The organism is Yersinia rochesterensis (genome assembly GCF_003600645.1).
Classification (GTDB): domain Bacteria; phylum Pseudomonadota; class Gammaproteobacteria; order Enterobacterales; family Enterobacteriaceae; genus Yersinia; species Yersinia rochesterensis.
Genome location: NZ_CP032482.1, coordinates 1,717,782 through 1,736,923 on the forward strand (window position 1 = coordinate 1,717,782; position 19,142 = coordinate 1,736,923).

A 19,142-nucleotide genomic window follows, 5' to 3' on the forward strand; every position below is an offset into this window, starting at 1 on the left:
TCTCATCGGTATTAAATCGGTTGAGACGATAATAGTGACATGGTTAGTAAATAACGGTAATGACTTTGTCTGTATCGAGTTGATAATAACCGGTGCGCTGGAATCCCGCTGCAAGCGCGGGCGTCAGGGCGTACGTCAGCTGAATACAGAAGGTTTGATTGCGCGTGTTTATATCGGTAATTATAGCGCTGTCAAAACCGAAAACTTTCCTCACCTGAGGATATAGCGCCTTATAGAGACTCTCTTTTGCCGAAAACGCGATGTGTAATGCCGTGTTATAATCTATTTCACTTTCCCTCAGGCGTTTCCGCTCACTTTCTTGAACGATCGTTTCGGCTATTTCCTCCAGCGCTTCGGGGTTAAAATTCTCAATATCAATACCGAGCAGGTATACTTTATTTTGCGGGGCGATAACCGCTATCGCACAGCGTTCTGTATGAGAAATAGAACCAAGCCATCCCTCTGGCCATATGGGCGCCCCTTCCGCTGATTGGGCGACCTGCGCATAGATTTGCCTTTCGTTTAATAGCGTTTGCGCGGCAAGACGCCCGCACAGATATTCGCAGCGACGCTTTACTACCGCGGCGAAGAGCTTTTCTGGAAACGGAATCGAATGCTCCGTGAATAGCTCATCGCGATAGTTGCTTGTTTGAAACGCTACCTCACAGACACCTATTGAGGGTTGACGAATTAGATGGCCGGTTTTATGTGAGCGCATGAATTTGCCATCAGGTAGCTTTTTTGTAAATACAAACATGAGTGAAATGAGACCATGGTTGAAGCTGGGGATATATTCTATTTAGGCTATACGGAGCAGCATGTTTTAGCAATTTTATTGTGGTTTAAGATGTCAGGCGTCGGCTGGGGAAAATTAGCCTCTGTGCCAGGCAGGGCATTTGTCGGGGATACGGCGAACACTTATCCACGTCATTGCAATGGATCTCCGGCGCCTGCAGCGCTGAGCGGAACGGTTTTGAGTTTCACAACTTTTCAGAGTGAAGAGCACATATTCGGTGCTGTTATTTGGCCCTTCGCATATTCAAATGTCTTAAGGCATAACTTATAACGCATGACGGCAGACAGTGATTAAAACCAACATATCTCCTCATCGGCAAGGAAATAGCCGAAACCTGTTTTCGGCTATTTACAGGAGATATCACCACCATGAGTTCGCCAGAAGCGCTGTTAAAAAGTCTGTTAACCCGACTGTTAGGTGTGCCCTCAAAGCAGTTGCATGACGAAAGTGACTTAATCTGTCACGGCCTGGATTCGATGCGCACTATGCGTGCGGCCAGCGAACTGCGCCGCGCAGGTATATCCGTCAGGTTTACCGAGCTGATTGGAAAAAGAACGCTGGCGGAATGGATTGCCGTTGTGCGGGCGGCCAATAGCATTACCGAGCCTCCAGCCACGCACGTCAACGCGGGCGAAGCCCCTTTTGAACTGGCGGCGATGCAACATGCCTTCTGGATCGGTCGCCAGGAGCAACAGCAACTTGGCGGTGTCTGCGCCCATTTTTATGCCGAGCTTGATGGGGCGGAGCTGGAACCTGAGCGTCTTAATCAGGCGTTTAAGCAGCTTATAGCCCGCCATCCGATGCTACGGATGCGTATCAATAGCGAAGGGTTACAGCACACCGTCGCGGTTTCAGATTGTCAGCTACAGGTGAATGACTTAACCGACCTCTGCGCGACGGAAGTGGCGCTACGGCTGGAAAAATATCGTCGACGCTACACCCACCAGCGGCTGGATATCGAACAGGGCCAGACGATGATGCTGGCACTGACGCAACTGCCCGGACGGCGTAGCCGGCTGCATCTGGATCTCGATATGATCGCGGGTGACGCCGCCAGTCTGCGCATCCTGCTGCGCGAACTGGCCTCGCTCTATGCCCGGCCCGACGCATCCCTTCCTGAGCTAGATTTCAGCTACCAGAGCTATCTCCGGCAAAAGCGTGAAAACCAGCAGTCGCAGTGGCAGGAAGATCGCCGCTGGTGGCAGCAGCAATTAGCCGATTTAGCCGGTCCGCCGGCCTTACCGCTGCGCACCACCAGCGCTGTTCCCCGTACTGAACGCAAACACTTTTGTCTTAATGAAGCTCAAAGTCAGACGCTGTCGCAGCTGAGTCAACAGGCCGGGCTGACCGTTCCGGTCGTGTTGGCAACGTTGTTTTCTGAGGCAGTGGGTTTGTGGAGCGGAGCCGCTCCCTTCGTGCTTAACCTACCTGTATTTTCCCGCCACTCCGACCATCCTCAGGTCGATCTGCTGGTCGGTGATTTCTCCAGCTCGGTGCTGGTGACGATTGAACCTGCCAGTCAGCCTGACTTTATTGCCCAGGCGCGAGGATTCCAGGGAAAGCTGCATCAGGCAATGGCGCATTCGACCTACGGCGGCGTGGAGGTGCTGCGCGATCTGGCCCGCCAGCAAAATGGCGAACAGGTACTGGCTCCGGTGGTTTTCACCAGCGCGCTGGCGCTGGGTGAATTGTATGAACCCCAGGTCAGGCAGACGCTGGGCGACCCGGTTTGGTCAATCTCGCAGGGGCCGCAGGTGTGGCTGGATGCCCAGGCCACAGAGTATCAGGGAGGTATCCTGCTGAACTGGGATTTCCGCGCCGATCTGTTCTTACCCCAGGCTATTGACGCGATGTTTGACTGGTTCCGTCAGTGTACGCTTGCGCTGCTGGACGATCCCGCCAGCTGGCGGAAACCGCTTGCCACGCCGGTTCCGCTGGTCTCATTCCCTCAGCCCGAAGCGCCTGTCGCATCGGATATTCCGCTCCATCAGCGCTTTTTCGACCAGGCTCAACGGCGGCCCCAGGCGATTGCGCTGATGTGGGGGGACAAGCAGCAGCTGACCTATGGCGAGCTGGCGCATCAGGCGCTATGCGTTGCCGGATATCTGCAGCAGCAGGGCGTGAAGGCAGGCGACTACGTTGCCGTCAGCATGGGGAAGGGCATCGGCCAGGTTATCGCCGCGCTGGGTATTTTGGCCGCCGGCGCAGCCTATGTCCCCTGCGGGATAGATGTGCCGTTACAACGCCGCCGGCAGGTGTATCAGACGGCTGACGTGCAGTGGGTCCTGAGCGACGATCGGCCCGGTTGCCAGCCGTCATGGCCAGAAGGGGTCGCCGTGGTGCCGCTCAGCGCGGCGCTCGCCAGTCCGCCATTGCCATCGTGCCTGCCGGTTTCGCCTCAGCAGGCCATCTACGCGATCTTCACATCCGGATCGACGGGGACGCCAAAAGGCGTGGCCGTTTCACATGGCGCGGTAGCCAATACCATTGATGCCGTCGACGGCCTGTTCCGGTTCACGTCGGCGGATCGCACCATCTCGCTTTCTGAGCTGGATTTTGACCTGTCGGCTTACGATATCTTCGCCAGCCTGAGCCGCGGGGCGGGCCTGGTGGTAGTCGATGAATTCCAGCGCCGGGACGCCCACGCGTGGGTGGCGTTGTTACAGCGCTGGCAGGTCACGATCATCAGCTGCGTTCCGGCGCTATTGGATATGATCCTCACCGCCGCGGCCGACACCCCCCTGCCATCGCTGCGTCTGGTGATGATGGGGGGCGATCGCATTCCGGCGGAGATGGCCTCGCGCTGGTGGTCGCTGACCGGGCAGGCCGCATTTGTCGGGCTGGGCGGGATGACGGAAGCCGCTATCCACTCAACGGTGTTTGTCCTGCAACCGGATGATACGCGATGGTCAGCGGTGCCTTTCGGGCAGCCGCTGGCAAATATGCATTGCCGTATCGTCGATGACCGCGGTCGCGATTGCCCGGCCTGGGTCGGCGGCGAGCTGTGGGTTAGCGGACCCGGCCTGGCTCTGGGTTATCTGAAGGATCCCGTCCGTAGCGCGGAAAAGTTTGTTGAGGATGCTGGCCGCCGCTGGTATCGCAGCGGCGACCGAGTTCGCTACTGGCCTGAAGGCATCATTGAGTACATTGGGCGTACCGATCAGCAGATTAAAATACGCGGCCACCGTATTGAATTGGGTGAGATTGAAACCGCGTTACTCAGCCATCCCCAGGTGCTTCAGGCAAGCGTTGGCATCGTATCGCCGGCGGCCAGACAGCTGTGCGCCAGCCTGGTGACCTTGCAACCCCTGAGCCATGCCACGCTGCGCAGCTGGCTACAGGCGCAGCTGCCGGCCTATGCGGTGCCGGAACACTATCAGTTCCTCGCAGAAATGCCGCTGACGGCGAACGGTAAACTGGACCGTCGCGCGTTGCAGCAGCAGGCAGAGCGGCAGCTGGCGAGCGCTGAACGACAATTTCTGCCTCCCGAAGGGGAGATTGAGCAACGGGTCGCCGCCCTATGGCAGCAGTTGCTGCAGGTCGCGCAGGTGGGGCGCGAGGACAATTTCTTCGTGCTGGGTGGCGACAGTCTGATCGCCACGCGCTTAATCGCCAGAATGCACGAGCAAAGCCTTACCGCCCCCCTGGCCGAACTCTTCGCCACGCCAACGCTGGCGGCATTTTGTGGCCATGTCCGACGCCAGCATCAGGTGCCTGACCAGCCGCTTAGCGCCGATGAAGCCAATCGTTATCAACCGTTCCCGCTCAGCGATATCCAGCGCGCCTTCTGGATCGGTCGCTCCGGGGAAATGACGCTGGGGGCGGTAGGGTCGCACTTCTACATTGAATTCGACGGCCAGGGCCTGGATGTCGTGCGGCTGGAACAGGCCTGGCGTCAGCTGATGCTGCGTCATGACATGTTGCGCGTTCGCGTAACGGAGGAGGGGCAGCAGCAGGTCGCGGAGCAGCTTCCGGCGTGGGAAATTGAGCAGCACTGGTTGAATGAAGATGCGCAGGCTGAACTGGCAACCCTGCGCGAAACGCTGTCGCATCAGGTTTACGATCCCTGTCGGTGGCCGCTGTTCGCCATCCATGTCGCCCATTATGCGCAGCGCCAGCGTTTATTCGTCAGCCTGGACAGTATGATGCTGGATGGCCGCAGCATCATGGTGCTGTTTACTGAATGGGATCGGCTGTATCGCGATCCCCGCTCCAGCCTGCCGGAACTGGCTATCCGCTACCGCGACTATGTCGTGCAAAATCAGCCCGCTGCGGAGCGCGAGCGGCAGGCACAGGCGTGGTGGCAGCAGCATCTCTCAACGTTACCGGAACGTCCCGCGCTGCCGCTGGCGATCGCGCCGGAAACCCTGCAACAGCCGCGTTTTCGCCGCTGGAGTCACGAGCTATCTCCCGACCGCTGGCAGCAGTTAAAGGCGGTGGCGAAAAGTTACGGCATTACGCCGAGCGTGGTGCTGGCCGCCGCCTATGGCGAAGTGCTGGCTCGCTGGAGCAACCAGTCCGCGCTGGCCATTAACCTGACGATGTTCGATCGTCAGCCGCGCCACCCGCAGATTAACCATGTGGTCGGTGATTTTGCCTCCATTCTGCTGCTGGGTTATCAAAGCAGCGCCGGAGGTGATTTCCTCGCCGCGGCCCGTCGCCTGCAGCAGCAGGAAGGGGCGGCTCTGGCGCAACGCGGCGTGTCCGGGATCTGGGTATTGCGCGAACTGGCCCGCCAGAAGGGTCAGACCATGGCCTCAATGCCGGTGGTGTTTACCAGCGTTATCGGGCTGGATAAAGACGCGTCTCTCGATCTTTCGGATGCCTTCCCCCAACAAATCTATGCCATCACGCAAACGCCGCAGGTGTGGCTGGATGCAAAAATAAGCGAGTCGCGCGGGCGTCTGCTGCTGGAGTGGGATGCGCTGGAGGCGTTATTCCCGGCGGGCATGATCGAGGCGATGTTCAGCGGCTACTGCCAGCTGGTGGCGCAGTTAACCCAATCCGACTGGCGCCAGCCGGTGGCGCTCCCCTTACCGGAGAGCCAGCAGCAGGTGCGCCGGCTCATCAATCAGACCGCTTTCTCCTTCCCGGATTCGCGACCGCTGTACCTGCGCTTCTTTGCCGAGGCCCGTCAACGTCCGGACGCCGACGCGCTGCTCTGGGGCCAGGAAGGGCGGATGGATTACGGCACCCTGGCGCAGCAGGCGCTGGCGGTTGCGGGGTATCTGCAGCAACAGGGGGTGCAACCCGGCGACAGAGTCGCCATTACTCATGCCAAAGGCTCCCGGCAAATTGTCGCGGTGCTGGGCGTGCTTGCAGCGGGGGGCTGCTATGTTCCCTCCGGCATCGGTTTACCGCAAGCGCGCCGCGCGGTGGTCTATCGCGATGCCGGGGTAAAGCGGGTGCTGTGCGATGAAAACAGCTTGCACCAGCTCAGCTGGCCGCAGGGCGTAGCGGTAACCAGCCTGAGTGAGGCATTGCGGGCGCCCCCCCTGGACGCGCCCCTTGTGCAGCCCGCGGAGGCCGCGAAGTACATTATCTTTACCTCCGGTTCAACCGGTACCCCCAAAGGGGTGGTGGTGAGTCATGGCGCGGTGGCGAACACCGTTGATGCCGTCGCGGCGCGGTTTGGCATCAGCGACAGCGATCGCTCCATCACCCTGTCGGCCCTCGATTTCGATCTCTCAGCCTACGACATTTTCACCTTCCTCGGGCGCGGCGCCTCGCTGGTGGTGGTGGACGAGGCGGAGCGCCGTGATGCCGCCGCCTGGGTAGAGTTAATTAACCGCTGGCAGGTCAGCGTCATCAGCGCCGTACCCGCATTGATCGAGATGATTACCGTTGCGGCTCAGGCGCATGGACTCACTCAGGCGCTGCGTCTGGTGATGGTCGGGGGCGATCGCGTGGTGCGCCAGCTGCCGCAGGATTTATGGCAGCTGTCGCCGCAGGCGCGTTTTGTCTCCCTCGGCGGGATGACCGAGGCGGCGATTCACTCGACGTATTATGAGATCCAGTCTGACGATCCCTGGTGGGCATCGGCGCCGTACGGCGTCCCGCTGGCGAATATGCAGTGCCGGGTGGTGGACCAGCAGGGAGGTGACTGCCCGGACTGGGTCAAAGGCGAGCTGTGGGTCAGCGGGGCCGGCGTGGCGACGGGCTACCACGGTGATGAACAGCGCAGCGCAGAGAAGTTTGTCGCGTGGCAGCAACGCCGCTGGTATCGCACCGGCGACGTCGCCAGCTATCGTCCCAACGGCGTGCTGGAGTTCTTTGGCCGGGCCGATAATCAGGTCAAGATCCGCGGCCACCGCATTGAATTGGGCGAGGTGGAAGGCGCGCTCAGTCGTCTGCCGCAGGTGGAGAGCGCCGTGGCGGTGGTGTTAACCGGCACAACGCGGCAGCTCGCGGCGGCGCTGGTCGCCTCCAGGCCGATCGACCTCGCAGCGGTCAAACACGCCGCGCGGGCCAGCCTGCCGGATTATGAGGTGCCTGAGCACCTGATTCAAATCAGCCAGATTCCGCTTACCGCCAATGGCAAAGTCGATCGTGAAGCTATCAGCCGACAGATTGCCGAGCGGCTGGAGCAGGCAGCACATGCCGGTGAGCCACTGCCCATCAGCGGCGAGGCGGAGATCCTGCTGGCGCAGCTGTGGCGTGAGCTGCTGGCGGTGCCGCAGGTTGCCGTGAGCGATAACTTCTTCAGCCTTGGCGGCGATAGTCTGGTGGCAACCCGCCTGATGAGCCGACTACAGCAGGCTGGTTTCCGTGGGGCGCTCTCGTCCCTGTTTAGCACCCCTGAGCTACGCCCGTTTGCTGCCAGCCTGAAACGTGAAGCAACGGCGCAGCAGCCGGTGCTAACGCATGATGCAACCTGCCGCTACCAGCCCTTCCCACTGACTGATGTGCAGCAGGCGTACTGGCTGGGCCGCCAGGAGGCGTTCACGCTCGGTGATATCGCGGCGCAGTGCTACAACGAATATGAACTGCCGGGTATGGACCTCGCGCGCATGGAGCAGGCATGGCATCAGCTGGTGCTGCGTCATGACATGCTGCGTTGTCGCATCACCGCAGACGGCCAGCAGCAGATTATGCAGGAGGTCCCTTTCTACCACTTCCGCCAGCATCATCCGGGCGCCGCTTCTTTGGATGAACTGCGTCAACAGATGGCGCGACAGAAACTTGCCCCCGACAGCGGGCGTCTCTACGACGTCCAGGTCATCCATTACGGCGATCGCCAGCTGCGGCTGGCCGTGCTGCTCGACAACCTGATTGTCGATGGTCTCAGCATGCTGACGCTGTTCACCGAATTGTTCCATTACTACCAGCACCCTGAGCAGCCTTTGCCGCCGCTCGGCGTAGGGTTCCGCGATTACCAGTGCCTGCGCCAGCAGCAGGGGACCGCCGCGGAATCCCGGCAATACTGGCAGCAGCGGCTGGCTTCGTTGCCTGCCGCGCCGGCATTACCGACGCAGGTTGAACCGGAGACGCTGGCTCAGCCTCTATTCCATCGCCTGCAGGCCAGGCTGGCAACGCCGCAGTGGCAAAAGATCCTGCAGCGGGCGCGCCAGGCGCAAATCACCCCCTCGGTGCTGCTGTTGACCTGCTTCTCCGAGGTGTTGAGCCGCTGGAGCGGGCAGCGCTCGTTGGTGGTTAATATGACGCTGTTTGACCGCAAGCCGCTCCATCCTGATATCAACCGGGTTATCGGCGACTTTACCTCGCTGATACTGGCGGAGTACCACGCCCGGGCGGATGAGAGCTGGCTCAGTCATGCCCAGCGGATGCAGGCGCAAATCTGGCGCGATTTGGATCATCAGGAGGTCTCCGCTGTCAGCGTGATGCGGCAGCTGGCGCAGCATCATGGCGGGGAAACGCGCGCGGTTCCGGTGGTGTTCACCAGTATGCTCGGCGTGGCCGATGCGCTGGCGAAAGCCGCGCCCTGGCCCGATTTTACGCTGTCTCAGACGCCGCAGGTGTGGCTGGATCATCAGGTGATTGACCTCGAAGACGGCCTGCTGCTGAGCTGGGATTATCTGGAGGACCTGTTCCCGCCGCAGATGGTGGAGCAGATGTTTGCCAGCTATTGTGCGGCCCTGCAGCGGCTGGCCGACGACGACTGGCAGCTGCCGCCGCCGCGCCAGCTGCCGCTCGCTCAGCGGAGCGTTCGCCAGCGGATCAATGCCACCGACGCACCGCAGCAGGGCCCGGTACTGCTGCATCAGGGCTTCTTTGAGCAGGCGCGTCGTCACCCGCAGCGGATAGCGCTGTGGGACGGGCAGAGCGGCGCCATCAGCTACGGCGAGCTGCGGGAAAGCGCGCTTGCGGTGGCGGCGGGTCTTCAGCTGCAGGGGGTTAACGAAGGCGACTGCGTGGCGATAGGTCTGCCGCGCGGCGTCGGACAGATAGCGGCGGTGCTGGGCGTGCTGGCGGCGGGCGCCGCCTATCTGCCCGTCAATGGCAAACATCCGCCCGCCAGGCAGGCACTGCTATGCCGTAAAGCGCAGGCGAAGCGGGCGATTGGCTGCGTGGACGGCTCCATATCTCTTCCCCTGCAACAGCTACTCAACTGCGCGCCGCTGCCTGAACCGGTGCTGCCTGATGCGGCCAGCCTGGCCTACATCATCTTTACCTCCGGATCGACCGGTGAACCCAAAGGCGTGGAAGTGGAACACCGCAGCGCCAGTAACACCGTTGACGACATTTGCCAGCGCTACGCCATCTGCAGCCAGGATGTGTTTTTGGGGGTGGCCGCGCTCGATTTTGACCTGTCGGTTTTCGATATCTTCGGCGCCTTGAGCCAGGGCGCGCAGCTGGTGCTCAGCGCGGAAGAGGAGCATCGTGATGCCGAGGGGTGGCTGGCGCTAATGCAGCAGCAGCGGGTCAGCGTCTGGAACAGCGTCCCCACGCTGATGGAGATGACGCTCGAAATCGCGCAGCTGCGCGGGGCTGAACTACCGGACCTGCGTCTGGCATTGCTGTCAGGCGATTGGGTTAGTCCGGACATTGCCGCCAGGCTGGAACCTATCGCGCCGCAGTGCCGGACCATTGCGCTGGGCGGTGCGACGGAAGCCGCAATCTGGTCCAACGCCTGGGCGGTTCCGGCCCGGCCGCCGCGCGACTGGACATCGGTCCCTTACGGTTTACCGCTGCGCAATCAACGCTTCAGGGTGGTGGATGAACTGGGCTGCGATCTGCCGGATTGGGTGGCCGGGGAGCTGTGGATTGGCGGGATGGGGGTGGCGCGCGGGTACTGTGGCGATCGGCATCTGACCCAGGCCAGTTTTAGCGGCGACTACCCGCAGCGCTGGTACCGCACGGGCGATATAGGACGTTACCGCCCCGACGGCGTCCTCGAATTCCTCGGGCGACGCGATGGTCAGGTGAAGTTACGTGGCCACCGCATTGAGCTGGGTGAAATTGAGCAGCAGCTGCAGCGTTGTCCGGGGGTACGCCGCGCTGTGGTGTTACTCAAGGGGAGCGGCGTCAGCGCCAGCCTGTACGCCTTCTATGAGGGCGAGGCAGCAATCGACGCGGTGCAGCGCGGGCTGCGTAGCCTGTTGCCTGGCTGGGCGATCCCTGCGGCCATCGCTTCTCTCAGCCACTGGCCGCTCACCGCTAACGGCAAAATCGATCGCAAGGCGCTGGCACAGCTCAGCGCGCAGACCGCGGAAACCGCGTTGTCGCTGGACGACCCTCACCAGCAGGCGCTTGCGGACATCTGGCAGCAGGTGCTGGGCGCGCACCCGGGCCATGCCGGCGAAAGCTTCTTCAGCGCTGGCGGTAATTCGCTACTGGGCACCCGCCTGGTGGCGCAAATCTGCAAACACTTCGGTATCCGTCTGACACTACGAGATTTTTTTGCTGACGCTACCCTCTCGGGCCTTTGCGCATCCGTCGAAAGGCATTTGGCTGACAAAAACAGTATGGAAGAAGGTTTATTGTGAAAATTTCTGACGTTATCGTACGACTGGAAACCCAGGGCATTGAGCTATGGCAGGAAGAGAACCAGCTGCGCTTTCGCGCCCCCGCGGGCGTGATGACCGAAGCCATTATGCAGGAGCTGCGCGACCATAAACCGGCCATCCTCGACTGGCTCAGGCAGCAGGAGAGCGGGGCAGCGCTGCAGGCCGATCCCGATGCGCGTTTTGCACCTTTCCCCTTAACGGAGGCGCAGCAGGCCTATTTTGTCGGGCGCCATAGCGCGTTCGCGTTCGGCGGCGTCGCCTGCCGGGGGTATCTGGAGATCTGTTTCGAGCGGCCCGTCACGCCTGCGCAGCTCAGCCGGGCGCTTAATCAGCTGATTGCTCGCCACGACATGCTGCGGGTGGTGATTGAGGAAGAGGGATTCCAGCGCGTTTTGCCGCAGGTGCCGCTATTCCAGCCGCAGCAACACGAATGGCCAGACCTGCCCACCACAGAGGTCGGGGCGCGTATCGCTGAGCTGCGCGAAGCGATGCTGGCTGCCCCGGCGGATTACCAGCGCTGGCCGCTTTTTGCCGGGGCCACTATCCTCGCGGCAGGACAAACCCGCCTGCTGTTGTCGATTGAGCTGATCCTGGTGGATTCCGCCAGCCTTTATCTGCTGGTGGATGAACTGGATCAGCTGCTGTTTGCCCCCGAGACGCTGCTGCCCGCGCCCTCGCTGGGGTTCCGTGACTACGTGATTGCCCGGCGCGCGGCGCGCCAGGGCGTACGCTATCGTAAGGCGCAGCAATACTGGCGGGAGCGGATCCCCGAGCTTCCCAATGCTCCGGCCTTGCCCGTTAGCGCCGCCGCTGAGAAAGCCACCTTTGTCCGTCGCCATCTGCGTTTGTCCCATCAACAGCGCCAGCGGCTGAACCAGCTGGCCGCGAAGGCGCAGGTGACGCTGAACGCGCTGCTGCTGGGGGCGTTCTCGCAGGTGATGGGGTTCTACAGCGACAGCCGCCACTTCACGCTCAATCTGCCTATTTTCCGCCGCGAGGGGCAGCATCATGACCTTGAACGGGTGGTCGGGGATTTCACCTCCGTCACGCTGCTGGAGGTCGATCTGCGTGGGGATGAGGCGTTTGCTCAACAGCTGCTGACCCTCAATCAGCGCCTGTTTGCCGATCTCGACCATAGCGCGTTCTCAGGTCTGGAAACGTTGGGCGAACTGTCGCGCCATCATGGTGAGGCGGTGCTGATGCCGGTGGTGTTTACCAGCACGCTCGGCCAGGGGGAGCGGCAGGCGGCCCCGGCGCGCTATCGTATCGAGCAGGGTTTAACCCAAACCCCGCAGGTGTTGATTGACTGCCAGGTCACCGCCCAGCCCGATGGCATGATGCTGGCGTGGGACTCGCGCGAGGGGCTATTCCCCGCGCGGTTTATTGAGCACGCGTTTGATGCGTTCAGCGGTTTAATCCAGCGGCTGCTGGAGGAGGGGGAGTCTTGTCTTAACCAGCGTCAGCTGCTGACGCTGCCTGCGGCACAAGCCGCCGTTCGCCAACAGACTAACGCGGATAGCCAGCCAGATTTTGCCCGGCTGCTACAGCAGGGATTCCTGGATAAGGCGGAACGGCAGCCGGATGCCATTGCGCTGTGGGACGATGAAGGGAGCATGACTTACGGCGAGCTGGCCGCCCGGGCTTACGGACTGGCGGCGGATTTGCAGCGGGCGGGGCACTGTCCAGGCGAAGCCGTCGCGGTGATGTGCGGGAAAGGGCGGGCCCATGCGCTCGCCCCTCTTGCCGTCCTGCTCAACGGCGGGTGCTACGTACCGGTTGATGCGCAACAGCCTGCCCGCCGTCGGGAGGCGATCTTGCGTAACGCCGGGGTGCGCCGGGCAATCTGTGACGATCCTGAACAACTGCCTGAGGACGTAGAACCGATCGCCTGGCGGACGGAGACGTCGGCGGGTGATTTCCAGCCACTCAGAATTGGTCTCCATCAGCCCGCCTATATTATCTATACCTCCGGGTCCACCGGTGAACCGAAGGGCGTGGTCATTAACCATCATGCCGCCTGGAATACGATTGCCGATATCAACCGTCGCTTTGCGGTGGGCGCCCGGGATCGGGTCCTGGCGGTGGCTAACCTGAGTTTCGATCTGTCAGTGTACGATCTGTTTGGCGTGCTGGCGGCGGGAGGCGCTCTGGTCTATCCGCAGGAAGCGAGAAAGTCGGACCCTTCACACTGGGCTGAATGCATCGCTCAATATGGCGTCACCCTATGGAACAGCGTGCCGGCCCAGCTGCAGATGCTGGCCGATACGCAACAGCCCCTGCCGACGCTACGCCTGGCGCTGGTATCGGGAGACTGGGTTCCGCTCAATCTGCTGGAACAACTGCAGGCCATCTCAGCCGATGGTCAACTGATAGCGCTGGGCGGCGCGACTGAAGCGGCAATCTGGTCGGTATTCCATCCGGTCACGCACGTCGCGCCGTCCTGGCAGAGCATCCCGTATGGTAAGCCGCTGGCCAATCAGCAACTGCATATTGTTGATGAGCGCCTGCACGATCGCCCCGACTGGGTCAGCGGCGAGATCGCCATCAGCGGTGACGGGCTGGCGGACTGTTACTGGATGGACAGAGAGAAGACCGCCGCGCGTTTTGTGACCCGCGATGACGGGCGGCGCCTGTACCTGACCGGCGATCGGGGACGATACTGGCCGGATGGCAACATCGAGTTTCTGGGGCGGGTCGATAGCCAGGTCAAAATCCGCGGACACCGCGTTGAGCTGGGTGAAATCGCCGCGGCGATGCGCCAACACCCGGCGGTCGCCGATGCGGCCGTATGCCTGACGGAAGGTCATGGCACCGCCAGCAACCTGCTGGGATTCGCGGAACTGGCGGCGGGCGAGCAGCCCAGCAGTCGGCCGGCGATGGAAAGCGCCCGGCAGCGTGCACGGCATATTGAACAGCAGATTGATGGTGCAGCTTTCGAGGCGTTAATGGCGGGAGCGGATCGCGTGGCGATTCTCGCGATGTCCGATCGCCTGCGCCAGGATGGCCTGTTCGCCGCGACCGATTCCCGTCACGCGCTGGAGGAGATCTATCAGGCGACCGGGGTGGCGGAGGTGCATCAGCGACTGTTGCGCCGCTGGCTGGCCGGATTGGTCAGCGCCGGTGCGCTCACCCAGGACCAGGACGCGCAGGGACGCTACGCAGAGCTGATCCCCTGCGATGCGGCCACCTTGCAGCAGGGCTGGCACGAGGTGGAACAGCTTGAGCAGCGTGCCGGATATGGCAGCCAGACGCTGCACTATATCCGCGTTTGCAGCGATTGCCTGAGCGGGCTGCTGCGCGGCGAAACCGATGTCCGCGGTATTCTGTTCCCGGAAGGCGAGCTGTCGACCGCCCACGCGGCCTACCGGGATAACCTGGTCAGCCAGAGCATGAACGCGATCGTGATTGCGGCGATCGCGGCGCTGGCGGCTTCCAGCCCCCGCCCGTTACGGGTGCTGGAAGTGGGGGCCGGCGTGGCGGGGACCGCCAGCGATTTGGTGCCTGCTCTGGCGCCCTGGCAGCCAGAATACTGGTTTACCGATCTGTCAGAGTTCTTCCTCGTTGAAGCGCGTAAGCTCTTCGCCCCTTATCCGTGGATGCACTACGGCATTTTTGACATGAACGAAGATGCCGGGCGGCAGGGGATGGCGGCGAATAGCTTCGATGTGATCCTGTGCGCCAACGTGCTGCATAACGCCCGCAACGCGGGTGACGTGCTGGCGCAATTCTCCTCCTTGCTGGCGCCCGGCGGTACGCTGGTGTTTATCGAACCCTTCCGTCGTCATAACTACCCGCTGCTGGTTTCGATGGAGTTCTTCCCGGAGCTGACGGGCTTTACCGATCTGCGCGCCACCACCGACCAAACGTTCTTTACCCGCGAGCAGTGGCTTGACCTGCTGGCGCAGGCGGGGGCGACGATATCCGATTGCGCCCCGCCGGCGGAAAGCGCGCTGTCCAGCTCCGGGCAAGGGGTATTTATCGCCCAGTTCAACACGGACCGCGCCAGCCTCCGCGGCGATGAGCTGCGGGATTTTCTGCGCGATCGGCTGCCGGGCTATATGGTGCCTGCGCATCTGCATCTGCTGGATCGTCTGCCGCGCACGGCTAACGGTAAAACCGATCGTCAGCGGCTGCTGAGCGCCGCGCCGCAGCAGCTGAGCAAGGCGGAGCAGGCAGGCGGCGGTAACGCCCCGCGCGACGCGCTGGAACAGCAGATTGCTGCCGTCTGGGCGGAAGTGTTGGGGCTGGCGGACGTGCAGCGCGATGCTGACTTCTATGCGCTGGGCGGCGACTCCCTGCTGTTATCTCGCATGATCGGACGTCTGCGCGCCCGGGTCGCGGCGGCCGCCCATTTCGAATGGGAAACCCTGCTGCGCCATCTGCTGCGGGAGTCCACGGTGATGGCGCTGGCGGATTTGCTACGCAGCAGCGCGACGCAGGGTGAGCAGCAACAGCAGGCTCGCGCCGTGCTGGTTCCACTCTGGGGCCAGCAGGATTATCACCGCCACTGCTGCGTGCTGCTTCACGCCGGTACCGGCAATCTCCAGCCGTATCAGCATCTGCTGGCGAGCCTGGACAAGTCGCTATTTGCCCGCGGTGTTGGTCTCGAACTGCCCAGCCAGCAGGCGTTTATGGCGCTGGCGCCGCATGAGGCGCTGGTTACGCTGGCCGGTCACTATGCCGATGCGTTGTCAGCGCAGGGGGAAAGCTTCACTTTGCTGGGATATTGCCTCGGTGGCTTGCTGGCGGCGGAAATCGCCCGTCAGCTCAGCGAGCGCGGCAAAAACGTGCGCGAGCTGGTGGTCATCAGCGCGTATCAGCCGCCGCAGGTGGATGACGCGCGGCTGGTGGATTACGTGTTTGCCCGCGCGATCGGGGCCGACCTCGAGAAGCTGGGGCTGCCGCAGGAGCCGGCGCTGGCCGCCGCCGTGAGCGCTATCCTGCAGCGGACCCCGCAGCGTATCGCCGAAGACGCATTTGATTGCCTCGACGGCCATCCGCAGGTCGCGCAGGCGCTGACGCGCTGGTTCCGGCAGCCGCAGGCCGTTCGCCTGCAGGCGCTGCAGACGGCCGGCATGGCCCAGGGGGCCTACCATCAGGAGGATGAAGCCAGCGCGTTGTTTGCGAGTCGTTACGCTTTGTTCGGACATAGCATGGCGTCAGTGGGGCAATATCGCCCCGATCCCTGGTTTGGTAAAACCATTCTGCTGCGTAACAGCGAAAGCGATCCTCTCTTGCCCGGTACGCCCGGCGACGTTCACGACTACTGGCGCCGACTGTGCCTGGGGGAACTCGTTGTTGAAGACACGCCCGGCGACCATTTTAGCTGCCTGGCTCGTCAGTATGCGCCGACCCTAGCTGCGCTGATCGCGCGCCACGCCGCGCCGGGAGAAGCCTGATGAACGACAGCATCATCGCGGTACTCGGCGCCACCGGCGGCGCAGGGCGCTATGTCAGCCGCTGGCTGGCTGAGGCAGGATTTGCATTGCGGCTCGGCGGTCGCCGTCGCGATCCTTTGCGGCAGCTGGCAACGCGGCTGGATGCGGAGGCTCGGCCGGTGGATCTATGGCAGGAGGAGGCGCTTCGCGAGTTTTGCCGGGGCTGTGTCGCGGTGGTGAACTGCACTGGTCCCTCCTATCAGGTGCTCGATCGGGTGGCGCGTGCTGCTGCCTCGGCGCATGCGCATTATGTGGATGTCTCAGGCGATGGCCCGGCATGGCATCTGTTGCAGGAGCAACCTGCCGGCGATAAGCACTGGACTGCGGTGCTCTCCGCCGGGATGCTGCCCGGGCTGGCGAATCTGGTGCCGGGCTGGATGAGCCAGCGTGCCGGCGGCGAGCTGACGGTCTACAGCGGCGGCATTGAGCGGGTGAGCGGCGCGGCCGCCGCCGATCTGGTGCTGTCGCTAAATGAACAATGCAATGCGTTGCAGGGCAGCGACTACTGGTACGGAGAAGCCGGTGCCGGCTGGCGGCTCGGCCGTCGCGCGCGCCACGTTCTGTCAACGCAGCAGACGGATACGCTGGCGCATTTCAGCGGTCACGTTACGTTACTGCCCTGGCTGAGCGCCGACGCCGAACGGCTGGCGCTGCGCCATCATCTCTCCGCTCTGAGCTGGTACAACGTTTTCAGCGGTCAATGCCTGCGGGAAACCCTGACCGGGCTGCGCGGCAAGGTGGATGGCACATCGCAGAGTCTCGCGCTGGCCCGCGCAGCGGTGGAGAAGGCCAGCGAAATCGATCTGGCGGGCTACGCCCCTTATTACCAGATGGTGTTTGACTGGCAGCAGGAGGGAGAGCCGCGTCGGCGCGTCGTGGTGCGCACGGACAGCAGCCTGGCGCTCACCGCCGCCACCGCCGTCAGTACCGTTCTGAGCCTGATGCGCGGCGAGATTGCGCCGGGCGTGCATTTTGCCGACCGCGTCCTGAGCCCGGCGACCGTGCTGGCTGATATCACGCGGCTGCATGCGGGCACCCACATCAGCCAGTATCTGCCGGACAGGCAGCCAGAGCAGGGGGTGATATGACTCCAGCTTCGACACCCCGTCGCCGCGCGATTGTCTGTGGTACCAGCTTTGGCCGCTTTTATCTGCGCGCGCTGGCCAACAATCCGGCGATTGAACTGGTCGGGATCCTTTCCAGCGGCTCTGCCGCGTCCGCGGGCTACGCCCGTGAGCTGAATATCGCGCACTACACCTCGGTAGCAAGCCTGCCGGCCGATATAGATCTCGCCTGCGTGGTGGTGAGAGCAGCAGTCTCGGGCGGCAAGGGCGCGGAAATCGCCTGTAAGCTGTTATCGCGGGGCATTCACGTATTGCAGGAGCATCCGCTCCATCCTGACGAGCTGGCCGATTGCCTGCGCACGGCGCACCAGCATCGCGTCCACTTTGGCATCAATGCCTTCTACCCCTTTGTGGCCCCCGTCCGCCGCTTTCTCGAGGCGGCCGAGATTCTGCGTCAGCGCCAGCCGGTGCAATATATTGAAGGCGTGTGCGGCGCACAGGTTCTCTACCCGCTGCTGGATGTGATTGCGCGCGCGCTGGGAAAACTGCGCCCGGCGCAGCTGGCGCTGATGGAGCCTCGCCAGGTGGGGCCCTACACCTGCCTGCACGGCAGTATCGGCGGCGTACCTCTAACGCTGCGCGTGCAGAACCAAATCCATCCGGCGGACGCCGACAACCACGCGCTGTTGCTGCACCGCCTGACCATCACCGCCGAAAGCGGCGTACTGGCACTCGCGGATACCCACGGCCCGGCGATCTGGAGCCCCAGATTACATACCCATCGCGATGAAACCCATCGCCTGGTGCTGGAGGGCGAGGGGACAGAACGTTTATCGGCAGCCAGCAGCACCCTTTTGCCCGGCAGCGAAGCCGTCAGCTTCAGCGAGATTTTTGAACGGCTGTGGCCGCAGGCCGTTAACTGCGCGGTAGCGGATTTTCAGCGTTCCATCGACGCCCCTGCGCTGGCGCAGCAGCAGGTGCAATGGGCGCTGGGCGTGACCGGATTCTGGCATCGGGTGTCATCGGTGCTGGGGCCGCCAGAACTGATTTATCCCGACACGCCGGCCATCCTGCCACTTATTGATCGGTTAACTGAGGAGACCCCGCGATGAGTCAGCATTTTTTACGTTTTTACCAGCCCGCACCCGCTGCGCCGCTGTTGCTGGTTTGCTTACCCCATGCCGGCGGAGCGGCCAGTACCTTTCGCCCGTGGCCTTACTTGTTCGATGCGTCCGAGGCGGAGCTGGCCGTGGTGCAGTATCCGGGACGCGAGGACCGCTTCGCTGAGCCCTTCATCGACAATATGCCCGAGCTGCTGACCGCCTTGCAGGAGGAGCTGTTGCCGCATCTGGCGGGGCGCCGTTTTGCCCTGCTGGGACACAGCATGGGCGGTGCCATCGCCCATGAGCTGGCGCAGTCGCTGGCCGCCCTCGGCCGGCATCCGGAACTGCTGATCGTCTCAGGCCGCCAGCCGCCGGATTTTCATCCGCTGGATAGCGGCATTCATTTGGGGAGCGATCGGCAAATTATCGAGGAACTGCTGCGCCTCAGCGACGATAACCAGACGCTGCGCGAACAGCCAGAGCTGGCGGAGCTGCTGCTACCGGCGATCCGCAATGATTACCGACTGATCGAGCGTTACCGCCCGCAGCCCGCGCGTTTGCTCACCTGCCCGATAGTGGTGCTGAGCGGCGAAGGCGACGGTGAACTGCCTCTGTCACAGGCCGAGGCCTGGGCGGCATATACCTCAGCTGAAAGTATCGTGCATCGTTTTCCTGGCGATCACTTTTTCATTGCCAGCCAGCGTGCCGCCGTGGTGGCCTGCGTGCGGCAGGCATTACGGCAGTTCTCACCCTTGTTCAGTGAAGGATAATCT

General features: G+C 62.5%; 6 protein-coding genes. 5 read left to right on the plus strand and 1 reads right to left on the minus strand.

Annotation, left to right across the window (positions count from 1 at the left end):
* Positions 1 to 43 precede the first annotated feature (43 nt).
* Positions 44 to 757, minus strand: a complete 714-nt coding sequence (locus DXZ79_RS08145; protein ID WP_038633993.1) for a 4'-phosphopantetheinyl transferase family protein — start codon at positions 755 to 757, stop codon at positions 44 to 46.
* 407 nt (positions 758 to 1,164) lie between these two features.
* Between DXZ79_RS08145 and DXZ79_RS08155 the strand changes: the two genes are divergently transcribed.
* From DXZ79_RS08155 to DXZ79_RS08175, 5 genes are read left to right on the plus strand one after another with little or no spacing between them, the layout of a single operon-like run.
* Positions 1,165 to 10,743 (plus strand): non-ribosomal peptide synthetase, encoded by a 9,579-nt coding sequence (locus DXZ79_RS08155; RefSeq protein WP_038633988.1) that lies wholly within the window; start codon positions 1,165 to 1,167, stop codon positions 10,741 to 10,743.
* Positions 10,740 to 16,163: a non-ribosomal peptide synthetase gene (locus DXZ79_RS08160; protein WP_038633985.1), complete on the plus strand. Its 5,424-nt coding sequence runs from the start codon at positions 10,740 to 10,742 to the stop codon at positions 16,161 to 16,163. The genes DXZ79_RS08155 and DXZ79_RS08160 overlap by 4 nt, the downstream gene beginning before the upstream one ends.
* A complete protein-coding gene (locus tag DXZ79_RS08165; RefSeq protein ID WP_038633982.1) occupies positions 16,163 to 17,290 on the plus strand; it encodes a saccharopine dehydrogenase NADP-binding domain-containing protein in 1,128 nt (375 codons plus the stop codon). The genes DXZ79_RS08160 and DXZ79_RS08165 overlap by 1 nt, the downstream gene beginning before the upstream one ends.
* The gene (locus DXZ79_RS08170; RefSeq protein ID WP_038633979.1) at positions 17,287 to 18,378 is read left to right on the plus strand and encodes a Gfo/Idh/MocA family oxidoreductase; all 1,092 of its coding nucleotides are present in this window, start codon (positions 17,287 to 17,289) and stop codon (positions 18,376 to 18,378) included. Before DXZ79_RS08165 ends, DXZ79_RS08170 begins: the two co-directional genes overlap by 4 nt.
* Positions 18,375 to 19,139: a thioesterase II family protein gene (locus tag DXZ79_RS08175; protein ID WP_038633975.1), complete on the plus strand. Its 765-nt coding sequence runs from the start codon at positions 18,375 to 18,377 to the stop codon at positions 19,137 to 19,139. The genes DXZ79_RS08170 and DXZ79_RS08175 overlap by 4 nt, the downstream gene beginning before the upstream one ends.
* Positions 19,140 to 19,142: the final 3 nt, after the last annotated feature.